At 74.8% G+C, this 14,630-nt stretch carries 12 protein-coding genes; 2 read left to right on the plus strand and 10 right to left on the minus strand.

The window, feature by feature from the left end:
- Genes Q0858_RS20855 through Q0858_RS20880 form a run of 6 tightly spaced genes read right to left on the minus strand, consistent with a single transcriptional unit; the run spans position 1 to position 7,119 of the window.
- Positions 1-1,083 carry a hypothetical protein gene (locus tag Q0858_RS20855; protein ID WP_299058289.1) on the minus strand — a complete coding sequence of 361 codons (1,083 nt, stop codon included), beginning with the start codon at positions 1,081-1,083 and terminating at the stop codon, positions 1-3.
- A 4-nt stretch (positions 1,084-1,087) separates the two neighbouring features.
- A complete protein-coding gene (locus Q0858_RS20860; protein ID WP_299058290.1) occupies positions 1,088-2,011 on the minus strand; it encodes a hydroxymethylglutaryl-CoA lyase in 924 nt (307 codons plus the stop codon).
- The gene (locus tag Q0858_RS20865) at positions 2,008-3,888 is read right to left on the minus strand and encodes a biotin carboxylase N-terminal domain-containing protein (protein ID WP_299058291.1); all 1,881 of its coding nucleotides are present in this window, start codon (positions 3,886-3,888) and stop codon (positions 2,008-2,010) included. The genes Q0858_RS20860 and Q0858_RS20865 overlap by 4 nt, the downstream gene beginning before the upstream one ends.
- A 7-nt stretch (positions 3,889-3,895) precedes the next feature.
- Positions 3,896-5,449 (minus strand): carboxyl transferase domain-containing protein, encoded by a 1,554-nt coding sequence (locus Q0858_RS20870; RefSeq protein ID WP_299058292.1) that lies wholly within the window; start codon positions 5,447-5,449, stop codon positions 3,896-3,898.
- 19 nt (positions 5,450-5,468) lie between these two features.
- Positions 5,469-6,449 (minus strand): DUF389 domain-containing protein, encoded by a 981-nt coding sequence (locus tag Q0858_RS20875; RefSeq protein ID WP_299058293.1) that lies wholly within the window; start codon positions 6,447-6,449, stop codon positions 5,469-5,471.
- Positions 6,450-6,453: 4 nt separating this feature from the next.
- Entirely contained in the window at positions 6,454-7,119 is a 666-nt protein-coding gene (locus Q0858_RS20880) for a TetR/AcrR family transcriptional regulator (RefSeq protein WP_299058294.1), read from the minus strand.
- Between the two features lie 116 nt (positions 7,120-7,235).
- Between Q0858_RS20880 and Q0858_RS20885 the strand changes: the two genes are divergently transcribed.
- Positions 7,236-8,786 (plus strand): MFS transporter, encoded by a 1,551-nt coding sequence (locus tag Q0858_RS20885; RefSeq protein WP_299058295.1) that lies wholly within the window; start codon positions 7,236-7,238, stop codon positions 8,784-8,786.
- Here the strand turns inward: Q0858_RS20885 and Q0858_RS20890 are convergent.
- On the minus strand, positions 8,751-9,635 hold the full coding sequence (locus tag Q0858_RS20890) for an aldo/keto reductase (RefSeq protein WP_299058296.1): 885 nt from the start codon (positions 9,633-9,635) through the stop codon (positions 8,751-8,753). The genes Q0858_RS20885 and Q0858_RS20890 overlap by 36 nt on opposite strands.
- A gap of 67 nt (positions 9,636-9,702) precedes the next feature.
- On the opposite strand from Q0858_RS20890, the gene Q0858_RS20895 reads away from it, so the two are divergent.
- Positions 9,703-10,278 carry a TetR/AcrR family transcriptional regulator gene (locus tag Q0858_RS20895; RefSeq protein ID WP_299058297.1) on the plus strand — a complete coding sequence of 192 codons (576 nt, stop codon included), beginning with the start codon at positions 9,703-9,705 and terminating at the stop codon, positions 10,276-10,278.
- Here Q0858_RS20895 and Q0858_RS20900 read toward each other — a convergent pair.
- The 3 genes from Q0858_RS20900 to Q0858_RS20910 are packed head-to-tail and all read right to left on the minus strand — an operon-like array spanning position 10,275 to position 14,381.
- Positions 10,275-10,781, minus strand: coding sequence for an SRPBCC family protein (locus Q0858_RS20900; RefSeq protein WP_299058298.1), 507 nt, complete (start codon positions 10,779-10,781; stop codon positions 10,275-10,277). The genes Q0858_RS20895 and Q0858_RS20900 overlap by 4 nt on opposite strands.
- 31 nt (positions 10,782-10,812) lie before the next feature.
- Positions 10,813-11,526, minus strand: a complete 714-nt coding sequence (locus tag Q0858_RS20905; RefSeq protein WP_299058299.1) for an SWIM zinc finger family protein — start codon at positions 11,524-11,526, stop codon at positions 10,813-10,815.
- Between the two features lie 5 nt (positions 11,527-11,531).
- Positions 11,532-14,381, minus strand: coding sequence for a DEAD/DEAH box helicase (locus Q0858_RS20910; RefSeq protein ID WP_299058300.1), 2,850 nt, complete (start codon positions 14,379-14,381; stop codon positions 11,532-11,534).
- Positions 14,382-14,630: the final 249 nt, after the last annotated feature.

The following is a 14,630-nucleotide window of genomic DNA, read 5'->3' on the forward strand; positions in this document are numbered from 1 at the left end:
TCAGCGCCCCCGCAGGCGGTCGACGCCGGTGCGGACCCGGCTGGAGAGCTGCATCTCGTTCGGGGTCCGGGTGGCGGCCTCGTCGGTCATCGCCTCGAGCGCGTCGAGGGCGGCGGCGAGCAGGGGCCGCGCCGTGACCTTGTCGGGGTCGCGCCAGCGGACGTCGGGGTCGGGCGGCACCGGGCGGAGGTCCTCGACGTCGCCGATGACGTCGACACCGCTGCCCTTCAGCCAGTCGATCCACAGGTCGGCCTGCTCGTAGGACCACCCGTAGCGGTCCGGGGGCAGCCGCACCGGGGGCGAGCGGCGGTGGACGAGGTGCTCCTGGGCGAGCATCTCCCGGATCAGCCGGTCGTACGCCGTGGACTTGCGCGCCCCGCGCTCGACCCGACGGTTGAGCTGACGGACCAGCTGGGTCTCGGCGATCCCGAGGGAGGTGTTGACGGCCTCGCTGTCCACCGGCGCCCACGCCTCCTCGATGCCGAACGCCTGGCGGTAGCGCTGCCACAGCCGCTCGTCGCGCTGGTGCGGCACGGTGACGACGTGCACGTTCTCCGGGGGGAGCTGCGCGCCCCACCGGGACAGCACCCGGGGCAGGTCGAGGGCGTGGAAGAACCAGGGCTTGCCCTTCTCGACGCGGTCGAGGAAGTTCGCGAAGGTCCAGCGGCCGCCCTGCTTCACGCTCTCCTGCCACGCGGCGGGCAGCTGGCGGGCGGGGTCGCGGACGGCGTACACGATGTGGACGTCGCGGCCCGCCAGGTCGGCCATCGCCCGGGCGATCGCCGCCTTCGGGGCCGGCGCGAGGATCTCGTGGCTGATGATCGCGGTGCCGGAGACCCGTCGTACGCGGCGGACCATGGCGTCCCAGGAGCCCTCGGCGTGGCCGGGCTCGCCGCCCCAGTCCTCGCCGAGCAGGTCGAGGGCCGCGCGGAAGTGGAAGCGGGAGGCGTCGACGAGCCGGTTGCGCGACGGGAAGTGGACGCCGTGCCGCGCCAGCTCGACCGCGTTGAGGCTGAGGCGGTCCTGCACGTAGGTCGTGCCGGTCTTCGGGGCACCGACGTGGAGGATGACGCGGCGGCTCACCGGGTCAGTCTGCCAGCGCCCTCACGACCGCACTGGGGCTGGGCCGACCCAGGTGCCCGGCGACCCACCGGCTCGTGGCGACGACCGCGTCGAGGTCAACGCCGGTCTCGATCCCGAGGCCGCGGCAGAGCCACAGGAGGTCCTCCGTGGCGAGGTTCCCGGTGGCCGACTCGGCGTACGGGCAGCCGCCGAGACCGCCCGCGCTGGCGTCGTACGTCGTGACGCCGGCGTGCAGGCCGGCCAGGACGTTGGCCAGCGCCTGGCCGTAGGTGTCGTGGAAGTGCAGGGCGAGCGCCTCCAGCGGGGTACCGGCGGCGACGAACCGGGCGACGAGGTCGCCGACCTGGCCCGCGGTGCCGACGCCGATGGTGTCGCCGAGGCTGAGCTGGGTGGCGCCCATCGCGAGCAGCCGCTGCCCGGTCTCGACGACGCGGTCCACCTCGACCGCGCCCTCCCAGGGGTCGCCGAAGCACATCGACACGTAGGCGCGGACAGTCGCACCCGCCGCCAGGGCCCGCTGCACGACGGGCTCGAACATGGCGAACTGGGCGTCCCAGGACCGGTTGAGGTTGCGCTGCGCGAACGTCTCGGTGGCCGAGCCGAAGACCGCCACGTGGCGGCAGCCGCGCTCCAGCGCCCGGTCGAGGCCGCGGTCGTTCGGCACGAGCACGGGGAGGTCCTTGGCCCCGTCGCCGAGCTCGGCGGCGAGGGTGTCGAGGAGCTCCCCGGCGTCGGCGAGCTGCGGCACCCAGCGGGGGTGGACGAAGCTCGTGGCCTCGACGACCGGCAGCCCGGCGTCCAGCAGACGCGTGACCAGCCCGGCCTTCACGGCGGTGGGGATCGGCTCGGACTCGTTCTGCAGGCCGTCGCGGGGGCCGACCTCGTAGATCGTGATGCGCTCGGGCAGGCCGGCGATCGGCGTGCTCATGCCTCCTCCGCCCCCTCCACGACGAACAGCTCGTGGCCCATCGGCACCTGTGCCCCGGCGGAGGCGCCGACGGCGGTGACGGTGCCGTCGTAGGGCGCCTTGAGGGCGAGCTCCATCTTCATGGCCTCCATCGTCCCGAGGACCTGGCCCTCGGTGACCGCGTCGCCCTCGGCGACGCGGACGTCGACGACGGTGCCGGGCATCGGGGCGAGCACGGTGCCGCCCGCGACGTCGACGGCGTCCCCGGCGGCGGGGTCGGGCGGGGTCAGCACCCACCGTTGCCCCCGGTGGGTCGCCTCGACCTCGTGGGGCTGCACGTTCACCACGGACCGGACGGGCTCGCCGTCCACCCGCAGCTCGAGGACGTGGTCCGCGGCCGAGACCTGGGTGACCGGGACCCCGTCGACCGTGCCGGCGGCGCGGTCGACGGCGACCACGTGGTCCAGGTCCACCAGCGTGGGCGCGGCGGGGCCGCCGGCGCGGAACCCGTCGGCGGCGAACGGGCCGGGCGGGGAGGCGTGGGCGGCCAGCATCGCGGAGACCCAGGCGGCGGCCGTGCGGGCGACGTCCGCGGTGGGCGGCTCGAGGGTCGTGCGGTCGAGCCAGGCGGTGTCGATGGTCGCGTCGCGGAAGGCGTCGGTGGCCACCAGGGCGCGGAGGAACCCGGCGTTGGTCGTCAGCCCGAGCACCCCGGTGCCGTCGAGGGCGTCCAGCAGGCGCGCGCGGGCCTCCTCGCGGTCGGCGCCGGCGGCGACCACCTTGCCGAGCATCGGGTCGTACGCCGTGGGCACGACCTGGCCGGACTCCAGCGCGTGGTCGACCCGCACGCCCTCGCCGGACGGCCAGCGCACGAGCGTGGCGGTGCCGGCCTGCGGCAGGAAGCCCGCCCAGGAGTCCTCGGCGTACACCCGGGCCTCGACGGCGTGGCCGGTGAGCGTGACGTCGTCCTGGGCGAGCCCGAGCGGCTCGCCGAGGGCGACGCGGAGCTGGAGGGCGACGAGGTCGAGGCCGGTGACCATCTCGGTGACGGGGTGCTCGACCTGGAGGCGGGTGTTCATCTCGAGGAAGAAGAACTCGCCGGTGTCGGCGTCGAGGAGGAACTCGACGGTGCCGGCGCCGACGTAGCCGACCTCGCGGGCCAGCCGGGCCCCGGCCTCGGTGATCTCGGTGCGCTGCTCCGGCGTGAGGGTGGGGGCCGGGGCCTCCTCGAGGACCTTCTGGTGGCGCCGCTGGGTGGAGCAGTCCCGCTCGAAGCAGTGGATCACCGTGCCGTGGGTGTCGCCGACGACCTGGACCTCGACGTGGCGGCCGCGCTCGACGTACCGCTCGACCAGCATCGTGTCGTCGCCGAACCCGGCGGCGGCCTCGCGGCGGGCGGCGGCCAGCGCCTCGTCGTACTCACCGGCGGAGCGGACGACCCGCATCCCCTTGCCGCCGCCCCCGGCGGCGGCCTTCACGAGGACGGGGAAGGTCATCGCCTCGGGGCGCTCCACGTCGTACGACGGGACGACGGGGACGCCGGCGCGCTCGGCGATCGCGCGGGCGTGGTCCTTGCGGCCCATCGCGTCCATGACGTCGGCGCTGGGGCCCACGAGGGTGATCCCGGCGTCGTCGAGGGCGCGGGCGAACGCGGCGCGCTCGGAGAGGAAGCCGTAGCCGGGGTGGACCAGGTCGGCCCCCGACTCCCGGGCGGCGCGGACGACGTCGTCCACGTCGAGGTAGCTGTCGACGCGGACGGCGGCGTCGGCCCCGCGGACGTGCGGGGCGGAGGCGTCGAGGTCGGTGTGGACGGCGACGGTGCGCATGCCCATCGCCGAGGCGGTGCGGAAGACCCGCAGCGCGATCTCGCCGCGGTTGGCCACGAGGAGGGTGGTCACGGGGTCCTCACATCCTGAACACGCCGAAGCCGGCGTGCTCGGGCTCGGGGGTGGCGCGGGCGGCGAGGTGCAGCGCCATCCCGACCACGCGGCGGGTGTCGGTGGGGTCGATGACGCCGTCGTCCCAGAGACGGGCGGTGGAGTAGTACGGCGAGCCCTGGGTCTCGTACTGGTCGCGGATCGGGGCCTTGAATGCCTCCTCGTCCTCGGTCGACCACTCCTCGCCGCGGGCCTCGAGGCCGTCGCGGCGGACGGTGGCCAGCACGCTCGCGGCCTGCTCGCCGCCCATGACGGAGATGCGGGCGTTGGGCCAGACCCAGAGGAAGCGGGGGTCGTAGGCGCGGCCGCACATGCCGTAGTTGCCGGCGCCGTAGGAGCCGCCGATGACGACGGTCAGCTTCGGCACGGTGCAGCTCGCGACGGCGGTGACGAGCTTGGCGCCGTGGCGGGCGATGCCGCCGTTCTCGTAGTCGCGGCCGACCATGAAGCCGGTGATGTTCTGCAGGAACAGCAGCGGGATGCCGCGCTGCTCGCAGAGCTCGATGAAGTGGGCGCCCTTGGTGGCCGACTCGCTGAAGAGGATGCCGTTGTTGGCGACGACGCCGACCTCGAAGCCGTGGATGCGGGCGAACCCGCAGACGAGCGTCTCGCCGTACAGCGCCTTGAACTCGTGGAACCGGCTGCCGTCGACGACGCGGCGGATCACCTCGCGGACGTCGTACGGCGTCCGCGCGTCGGCGGGGACGACGTCGAGCAGGGTGGCGGGGTCCTCGAGGGGCTCGCTCACCTCGGCGTGGGTCGGCTCGGGGACGGCGGGCAGCGTCTCGACGATGGAGCGGAGGATGCGCAGGGCGTGGGCGTCGTCGTTCGCGAGGTGGTCGACGACGCCGGAGGTGCGGGCGTGGACGTCCCCGCCGCCGAGGTCCTCGGCCGTGACGACCTCGCCGGTCGCCGCCTTCACCAGCGGCGGTCCGCCGAGGAAGATCGTGCCCTGGTTGCGGACGATGACCGACTCGTCCGACATCGCGGGCACGTAGGCGCCGCCCGCGGTGCACGAGCCCATGACGGCCGCGAGCTGCGGGATGCCGCGGGCGGACATCCGGGCCTGGTGGAAGAAGATCCGGCCGAAGTGGTCGCGGTCGGGGAAGACCTCGTCCTGCATCGGCAGGTAGGCGCCACCGGAGTCGACGAGGTAGAGGCACGGCAGGCGGTGCTCGGCCGCGATCGTCTGCGCGCGGAGGTGCTTCTTCACCGTCATCGGGTAGTAGGTGCCGCCCTTGACGGTGGCGTCGTTCGCGGCGATCACGCACTCGCGGCCGGACACGCGGCCGATACCGGCGACGATGCCTGCCGAGGGGACCTCGTCGTCGTACATGCCGGTCGCGGCGAGGGGGGCGAGCTCCAGGAACGGGCTGCCCGGGTCGAGCAGCCGGTCGACGCGGTCGCGGGCCAGGAGCTTCCCGCGGGCGACGTGACGCTCCCGGGACTTCTCGCTGCCGCCGCGCCGGACGACGGCCAGGCGTTCGTGCAGGTCGTCGGTCAGCGCCTTGAGGGTCGTCACGCCCGCAGGTTAGCGATCGTTAACCTCCGGCGTCCACCGCGGGCGCCGCTGGACCGCCCTCCCGCCGGCTCCACCGCGGCCCACCCCGGCCCGGACGCCAGATCGCGCTCTGGACGAGGAGCGTCAGGGTGCCGGCGAGCACGATGCCGGCGACGTTGATCGCCAGCTGGACCACCGACGACCATGCCTCGCCCCACGCGCCGACGGCGAGCGTGAGCCCGAGCGTGCCGATCGCGGGGACGGTGGTGACGGAGATGAAGACCCCGACCAGCGTCGAGGACTTGGCCGCGGTGAGCGACAGGACGCCGGCGATCCCGGCCAGCACGGCGACCACGAAGGACCAGACGTCGGGGGCGACGATGAACTCGGTGAGCCTCCCCGTCGTCGCCGCGCGCTCCTCGACCACGCCGACGAGGTCGGCGACCTGCCACAGGGCGTACGACGCCAGGGCGGCCAGGCCCATGCTCGTCGCCAGGGTGAAGGTCGCCGGTCCGATCAGCCCCCACGACCGCCGGGCGAGCGCGAAGCAGACGCACGCCAGCGGGGCGAATTCCGGCCCGACGACCATCGCGCCGACGATGAGGATCGGCTGGTCGAGGTAGCGACCGACGCTGGCGATGAGCGTCGCGAGCACCATGAACGCGAGGAACGACCACGACCACCGGGCGTCGACGGCGGCGCGCTCCTCGACGGCGTCCCAGATGACGGCGTCGACCGGCTCGCCCGGGGCGATCTCCTCGGCCCGGTCGGCGGCGTCCGACATCAGGGTCTCGGCCTCGTCGACCCGCAGCGACCCCGACTGCTCGATCCCCATGTCCCGGAGGTCGCCGAGGACGCCGTTGGCGTTCTCCCGGGCGAGGTCGAAGGTCAGGAGGTCGCCGTCGCAGTCGACGACGACCCCGCGCAGCACGACGAGGTGGACGACGGTCGGGTCGTCACGCACGCGGGCGAGGGCGGCCTCGGCGAGGTCGTGCGGGGCGGTGAGGCGGACGTGGAGCACGGGGTCATCCTGGCCCCGCGGCGCCCCGCCCTGCACCGGTGGTGGCCCCGTAGGAGCGGTCGATGGTCTCCAGGACCACGTCGAGCGCCGCCGAGCGGGTGGCCTCGTCCAGCTCCCGCAGCGGCCCCTCCGAGTGGAGGACGGCGAACCCGTGCACCGCGGACCAGCAGGTGATCTCCGCCCCAGGACGCGCCTCGGGCGCGAGGTGGCCCACCCGCACGAGGTCGTCCAGGAGCGCGTTGAGGACCACGAACGGGTCGTCGGGGTCCTTCGTCCCGTCCGTCCCGAGGGACGGCGGGGAGGGGTAGGCCGCGAAGAGGACCCGGAACAGACCGGGCTCGGCGAGCGCGAAGTCGACATACCCCCGACCGCACTCGGAGAGCCGGGCACGGGCGGCCAGCACCTCCCCCTCGGGGTCCGCACCCGGCGGCACCCGGTCGGTCCGCCGGCGCATGGCGGTGGTCAGCTCGCCCATCCCGACCTCGGCGACCTCCGCGACCAGCGCGTCGCGGTCGCTGAAGTGGCGGTACGCCGCGTTGTGCGAGACGCCCACCCGGCGGGCGAGGTGGCGGACGACCAGACCGTCCGGTCCGCTCTCCCGGGCCGCCGCGACGGCAGCCTCCACGAGGGCCGCCCGCAGGTTGCCGTGGTGGTAGGGCGCGGTCGTCATCGGCCTCAGCGTATCCCGGTGAGGCAGTGATGTTGACACCGGCAACATCGAGGAGCACCCTCATGTTGTCGGTGTCCACATCGACACCCGTGTCCTCCGTCGCCCTGGGAGCCCCCGTGCCACGTCAGCCACTCCTCCTCGCCACCGTGTGCCTCGCGGCGCTGACCATCAACCTCGACACGACGATCGTGAACGTCGCGCTGCCGTCCCTGGCCACGGAACTGGACGCCGACACCCGCGAGCTGCTCTGGATCGTCGACGGCTACAACCTCGCCTTCGCCGCCCTCGTGCTGGCGATGGGCAGCGTCTCCGACCGGTTCGGACGACGTCCCTCGCTGCTGGTCGGCCTGGCCGGCTTCGGGCTCGCGTCCGGCGCCGCCGCCCTGGTCGACAGCAGCGCCGCCCTGATCGCCCTGCGGTTCGTGATGGGGGTCTGCGCCGCACTGATCTTCCCGACGACCCTCTCGATCATCGCCAACGCCTTCACCGAGCGGCGCGAGCGCGCCGCCGCGCTCGGCGTCTGGGGGGCCGCGGTCGGCCTCGGCGTGGCGCTGGGGCCCGTCACCGGCGGCTGGTTGCTGGAGCACTTCACCTGGCACGCGGTGTTCTGGGCGCTGCTCCCCGTCGCGGCCCTCGCCATCGCCATGACGCTGGCCTTCGTGCCCGAGTCGCGCGACCCCGACGTCCCGCCGCTCGACCGCGCCGGCCTGGTCGTCTCGGTCGCCGCGCTCGGGCTGCTGACCTGGACCATCATCGAGGCCCCCGAGCACGGGTGGGCCTCCGCGACCACCCTGGCCGGCTTCGCCGTCGCCGCCGCGCTCGTCGTGGTCTTCGTCGTCCTCGAGCGCCGCGTGGCCCACCCGATGCTGGACGTCACCCTCTTCGCCGACCGCCGGTTCTCCGCCGCCGCCGGGGCGGTCACCGTCGTCTTCTTCGCCCTCTTCGGCTTCATCTTCCTGATCACGCAGTACTTCCAGTTCGCCCGTGACTACTCGCCGCTGGGCACCGGCCTGCGGATCCTGCCGGTCGCGACCTGCATCGCGATCGCCTCGGTGGTGGGCGGCCTGCTCGCGCCCCGCCTCGGGACCCGCACGGTCGTCGTCACCGGCCTCGCGCTCCTCGGGACGTCGTTCCTGTGGATCTCCACGCTCGAGCTCGACGCGTCGTACGCGCAGGTGATCGTGCCGCAGATGGTCCTCATGGGCCTCGGGCTCGGCCTGGTCTCGACCCCCGCGACCGAGTCGATCCTCCAGGTCCTGCCGCCGGCGCGGGCCGGGGTCGGCTCCGCGGTCAACGACGCCACCCGCGAGCTGGGCGGCACCCTCGGGGTCGCTGTCGTCGGCTCCCTGTTCTCCAGCCTGTACGCCGACCGGCTGGCCGAGCTGCTCGACGGGCGCCTGGACCCGGCGACGCTCGCGGAGGCGGAGGACTCCGTCGGCGTGACGGCCGCGATCGCGGCGGGCTCGCCGGCGGTGGCGGACGCGCTGGGCGACGCCTTCATGGTCGGGCTGTCCGCCGCCTGCGTGGTGATCGGCGTGCTCTGCCTCGCCGCGGCGCTGGCCGGGCTCGTCGCCCTGCCGGGGCGGGTCCGGGCGCCGCAGGGGCGCCCGGACCCCGCTCCGGGGTCGGGGTCAGGAGGCGTCGAGTCGGGCGAGCTCGTCGGCTGAGAGCTCGACGTCCGCCGCCGCGGCGGAGTCGGCGATCGACTGCGGCCGCTTCGAGCCCGGGATCGGGATCACGCAGGGCGAGGTGGCGAGCTCCCAGGCCAGGGCGACCTGCTGGGGGCTGAGGCCGCGCTCGGTGGCGACCTCGGCGAACGCCGGGTGCTTCTCCGCGAGCTCCTTGGCGTCGGCGAGGCCGCCGAGCGGGCTCCAGGGCAGGAAGGCCAGGCCGAGCTCCTCGCAGACCTCGATCTCCGGCCGCGAGCTGCGGAACTTGGGGCTGAACTGGTTCTGCACGCTCACCAGCGACGAGCCGAGGACGTCGTGGGCGGCGCGGATCTGGTCCGGGTCGGCGTTCGACAGCCCGATCATCGCCACCTTGCCCGTGCGGGCGATCTCGTCGAGCGTGCCGATGACCTCGTCGTACGGCACCTTCGGGTCGGGGCGGTGGTGCTGCCACAGGTCGATCTGCTCGACGCCGAGCCGCTGGAGGCTCGCGTCGACCGCCGCGTGCAGGTGCTCGGGGCTCGAGTCGACCTCCCACCCGCCGTCGTCGGTGCGGGTGTGGCCGCCCTTCGTCGCGAGGACGACGCGGTCGCGGACCCCGAGCTCGTCGAGCAGCGAGGCGACGACGCGCTCGTTGTGGCCCATCGCCTCCGCGCCCTGGGAGTCGGCGTCGCCGTACGCGTCGGCGGTGTCGAGGAGGGTGACACCGGCGTCGAGCGCGGTGCGCAGCGTGTCGAGCAGCTGCTCGCGCGGCGCCTCGCCGGTCTGGGTGAAGGTCATGAGGCCGAGGCCGACGGCCCCCACCTCGATGCGGCCGACGGTGTCGTTGCCGAGGATCCGGGTGTGCATGCCCGCCAACGTACCCGGGGTGGACGCCGGGCGGCGCCGGACGTTAACGAGCACTAACCTGCACCCCGTGACCACGACCGGCGCGGTGGCCCGTCGCGAGCAGATCCTCGCGACGGCGGCCGAGCTGTTCGCGGAGCGCGGCTTCCACGGCGTCTCGGTCGCCGACCTCGGCGCCGCCTGCGGCATCTCGGGTCCGGCGCTCTACAAGCACTTCGGCTCGAAGGACGCCGTCCTCGCCGAGATGCTCGTGGCGATCAGCGAGGAGCTGCTGGCCGAGGGTCGGCAGCGGGTGGGCTCCGCCGACGACGCGGCGGACGCCGTACGCCGGCTCGTGGACTTCCACGTCGACTTCGCGCTCGGGCGGCCCGCGCTGATCGTCGTCCAGGACCGCGACTGGGCCTCGCTGCCGGACGACGCCCGCGAGCGGGTCCGGGGTCTCCAGCGCGCGTACGTCGACCTCTGGGCCGCCCAGCTCCGCACCGTCGACCCCGGCCTGGACCTCGACGCCTCCCGGGCGGCCGCCCACGCGACGTTCGGGCTGCTCAACTCGACCCCCCACAGCGCCCGGGTGCCGGCCGAGCGCATGCGCGGCCTCCTCGCCGGGATGGCGCTGCGCTCCCTGGGGGCCGACTCGGCGACCTAGGGGGTGGCCTCGAAGTCGGCCTTGAGGCGGGCCAGGGTGCGGGCGATGTTGCGGCGCTGGAACTCCGGGAAGGTGCGGCCGCCGGTGACGACGCGGTCGAAGCCGGCGGCGAGGCGGTCGGGCCACCGCTGGCGTCCGTCGGTCCAGGTCTCGGTGACGATCGTGCCGTCGACGACGGGGTCGAAGCGCCAGTCCCAGCGGGCGATCCGGCCGCGCATCACCGGGCGGCGCAGGCCGATCTCGCCGACCACGAAGCTGAACCGTCGACCCGGTTCGGCGTGGGTCACCACGCACCGGGTGCTCCAGCGGGCGCGGCCCCGCTGGTTGGTGCCGACGAAGGACGCGCCCTCCGGCAGCGGGCGGCCCGGGTGGGGGACGGTGGCGCCGGTGTTCTCCGGGCTCCACCGCGGCATCTGCGAGGGGTCCGCGACCGCTTCGTAGAGCTCGAGGGCGTCCGCGGCGATCACCACCGAATCGCTCACCGTCATGGTCCGGCCCGCCATGCGTCTCACCCTAGGACGGCGCGGCGCCGATTCAGAACAGGTGTTCCGTGGCCGCGTCGCCGCGGGCGACGAGCTCCAGCAGGCGCTGGGCCCGCAGGACGGCGTCGAGGCCGACGTCGAGGTCCTGCTCCTCGTCGGCGTCGGGTGCCTCGTGACCGTCCGCGTCCGCAGGGGCCCGGTCCCCGACCGGCTCGGCGGTGCGGGCGTGCAGGCGGGCCAGCAGCTGCTCCCGGTCGAGGCCGCGGAGGTGGAACAGCACCAGCGGGTCGCGGTCCAGCAGGTGGGCGAGCACGGTCAGCACCGCGAGGGCGTGGGGGCAGGGGTCGAGCCACGCCTGGCAGGTGCAGGTCGCGCCCAGCTCCCCGGCGTACGGGACGAGCTCGACGCCGCCCTCCTCGGCGTCCTCGACCAGCGACAGCGGCAGCTCGCCCGCGAGCAGGGCGGTGACCCGGCCGGACTGGGCCGCGACGATCTCGACCAGCGTGCTCGTGGAGACGTCGTCCCAGGTCTCGACCGTCCCGGAGACGGTGTGCGCGTCGTCGCCCTCCTCGACGGCGGCGACGAACGCGCCGCCCTCCACCGTGACGGCCCCGACCTTCCCGCTGCGGGCGATCGAGCGGCCCCGGCGGAGGTCCGCCTCGCCGTACGCCGCCTCCTCCACCGCGCGCAGCCACGCCTTGGACCACCAGCCCGTGGACCGGCCGCGGCGCGACGTGGCCACGCGGGCGTGGGTGACGGCGGCCACGGGCCTCAGCCCCCGTCCGGGCGGCGCAGCGCCACGAGGTCACGCAGGTCGGCGTCGTCCAGCTCGGTCAGGGCGGTCTCGCCGCGGGCTAGGACGCTGTCGGCGATCCCCCGCTTGCGCTCCAGCAGCAGGCCGATGCGCTCCTCGACGGTGCCCTCGCACATGAGCCGGTGGACCTGGACCGGGCGGGTCCGGCCGATCCGGTGGGCGCGGTCGGTGGCCTGGTCCTCGACGGCGGGGTTCCACCAGCGGTCGACGTGGACGACGTGGTCGGCGCGGGTCAGGTTCAGCCCGGTGCCACCGGCCTTGAGCGAGAGCAGGAACACCGGGACCTCCCCGGCCTGGAACGACGCCACCATCCGCTCCCGCTCGGCGACCGGGGTGCCGCCGTGCAGCAGGTGGTGCTCGACGCCCAGCCGCGCCAGGTGGACCGACACCAGCCGGGCCATCGCGACGTACTGGGTGAACACCAGCGCGGCGCCGTCCTCGGCGACGACGGTGCCGAGGAGGTCGCCGAGCAGGTCGAGCTTCTCGGAGCGGCCGGCGAGCCGGGGGTCGGTCTGGGCGAGGAACTGCGCCGGGTGGTTGCAGATCTGCTTCAGCCCGGTCAGCAGCGTCAGGACCAGGCCGCGGCGGTGGTCGGGGTCGGACCGGGCGATGCGTTCCATCGTGTCCCGGACGAAGCCCTCGTACAGGACCGTCTGCTCCGTCGTGAGGCCCAGGACGTGGTCGGTGTCGAACTTCGCCGGCAGCTCCGGGGCGACGCCGGGGTCGGACTTGCGCCGTCGAAGGAGGAAGGGCGTGACGAGGTCCGCGAAGTGCCGGGCGGTCTCCGGGTCGTTCCCGGACTCGATGGGCACGGCCCACCGGCGCCGGAAGGCCAGCCGGCTGCCGAGCAGGCCGGGGCAGGCCCAGTCGAGGATCGCCCACAGCTCCTCGAGGTTGTTCTCCACCGGGGTGCCCGTGAGGGCGACGCGGGCCGTCGAGTCCACCCTGCGGAGGGCCCGCGCCGTGGCGGAACGGGGGTTCTTCACGTGCTGCGCCTCGTCGGCGACCACGAGGTCCCACCCCGCGCCGGCGAGGTCGTCGACGGCAGTGCGCAGGGTGCCGTACGTCGTCAGCACGAACCCGCCGGTCACGCCCTCCAACGAACGCCGCGTGCCGTGGAAGCGGCGGACCTCGACGCCGGGGGCGAAGCGGCGGATCTCGGCCTCCCAGTTGCCGAGCAGGGAGGTGGGGCACACGACGAGCGTCGCCCCGGGGGCCACGCCACGCTGCTCGGCGAGGTGCCGCCGGTGCAGGTGGAGGGCGATCGTGGTCAGCGTCTTGCCGAGGCCCATGTCGTCGGCGAGGCAGCCGCCGAGGCCGCGCGCGGTGAGGTCGGCGAGCCAGGTCAGGCCGTGGCGCTGGTAGTCGCGCAGCGTCGCGTCGAGGCCGGGCGGGTCGGGCACGGGCTCGCGGGTGGCGGCGCCGAGCAGGTCGGCGCGCAGCCGCTCGAGGGTGGCGCCGACGACGACCTGCTCCTCGGCGTGCTCGACCTCGACGCGCCCCGAGAGGCCCGCGGCGACGGCCTCGACGGCGGGGACCGTCCGCAGCAGGCGCTTGCGGGCGCGGCGGGCGGTCAGCGGGTCGACGACGACCCAGTTGCCGCGCAGCCGGAGCAGCGGGCTGGTGGCGTCGGCGAGCTCGTCCATCTCGGCGTCCGTGAGGGGCTCGCCGTGGAGCGAGACCCTCCAGTTGAAGGCGAACACCGCCCGCGTGGAGAGCAGACCCTCCTGGATCTCGCCCTCCCGGACGACCTTCTCGCGGGGACCCTGCTGCTCGGGGACCGCGTCGAGGACGGCGACGGTCGTGAGGTCGCGGCCCAGGCTGCGGGGCCACAGGACGTCGACACCGCGGTCCCGTAGCGCCTCCACCCCGTGCTCGAGGAGGTCGGCGACCTCCTCGCCGTCGAGGGTGATCTGGTCCGGGACGGCGAGGTCCAGCAGCCGGTCGAGGACCGGCCAGGCCTGTGCGGCCGCGCGCAGCGCGATCCCGGCGTGGACGCGGGCGCGGTCGCCGAAGCCGTGGGAGGCGTCGGGTCCGTTCTCGGTCCACAGCGTGGCCGCGTCGGCGAGGTGCAGCGGGTTCCGCTCGTCGTGGACCTGCGCGACGACGCGGACGGCCCCGCCGCGCAGCTCCTGCTCGTCGGCCTCGACCCGCAGCGAGAGGGTGACGAGCTGGGGCCGGTCGTCGGTGACCGCGGACAGCTTGGCGGCCAGGCGGCGGCCCAGCCGGTCGCCGTACGACGGGGCCGGCGGGCTCGCGGCCGGGGGGCGGTGGAGCGCCACCGACGGTCGGGCGGCGCGCGTGGGGGCGGCCCGCGGCATCGTGTCCACGACCGCGGCGACGACCGAGTCGACGAGCTCGCGGGCCGCGGCGGCGTCGAGGTCGCCGTACGCCCGGGCCGCGGCGAGGGCCGCGGCGCGCTCCTCCTCCGCCGCGGTCGGGGCGGGGACGCGCCAGCAGGGCGCGCCGTCCGCGGTGGTGCCGGGCTCGAACCGGGCCGCGGCGACCATCCGGACGCCGAGCAGCGCCGCACCCGCGAGCAGAGCCACGCTGGGGTCGACGTCGTCCCGGGCGGTGGCGCGGGTGAGCACCGGCAGCGCCGCCTGCATCGGCAGGGGGACGGTCCGGGCGCGGTCCGACCCGCCGGTGAAGGTCACCACGGTCTCGCGGGGCGGGTCGGCGACCGACAGCTCGGCGGGGCCCGTGAGGGGGACGAAGCTCAGCGGGCACCTCCTGGACGACGACGGACCGGCGTCCGTCGCGACCAGCGTAGGGGCCGCCGCCGACGCCGCCCGGAGTCCGCGCACGGCCTGCCCGCGGACCGTGCCTCCACCGGGTCGGGACCGTCATCCCCACCCGGTGGATAACCTGTGAACACTGTTCACCGGCGAGGTGTCACACGTGTCGGCAGGGCTCTGACCTGCGACGACGGACGCCCCGAGGCGACATGACCGCCGTCGTGACCGGGAACACGCCGCGTCGACTTGCACCCGGCCGTGGCCCCCCGCCACCGTGGTGGGCTGCCGTTGCGCGTCACCGTCGACCGCACGCGACCG

It is taken from the genome of uncultured Nocardioides sp. (assembly GCF_947489365.1).
Taxonomy (GTDB): Bacteria; Actinomycetota; Actinomycetes; order Propionibacteriales; family Nocardioidaceae; genus Nocardioides.

Excerpts from the sequence above, each read along its gene's own strand:
- Q0858_RS20900 (WP_299058298.1), bottom strand. The coding sequence starts at position 10,781 with ATGGCGGGCCGGACCATGACGGTGAGCGATTCGGTGGTGATCGCCGCG.
- Q0858_RS20890 (WP_299058296.1), bottom strand. The coding sequence starts at position 9,635 with ATGCACACCCGGATCCTCGGCAACGACACCGTCGGCCGCATCGAGGTG.
- Q0858_RS20880 (WP_299058294.1), bottom strand. The coding sequence starts at position 7,119 with ATGACGACCGCGCCCTACCACCACGGCAACCTGCGGGCGGCCCTCGTG.
- Q0858_RS20860 (WP_299058290.1), bottom strand. The coding sequence starts at position 2,011 with ATGAGCACGCCGATCGCCGGCCTGCCCGAGCGCATCACGATCTACGAG.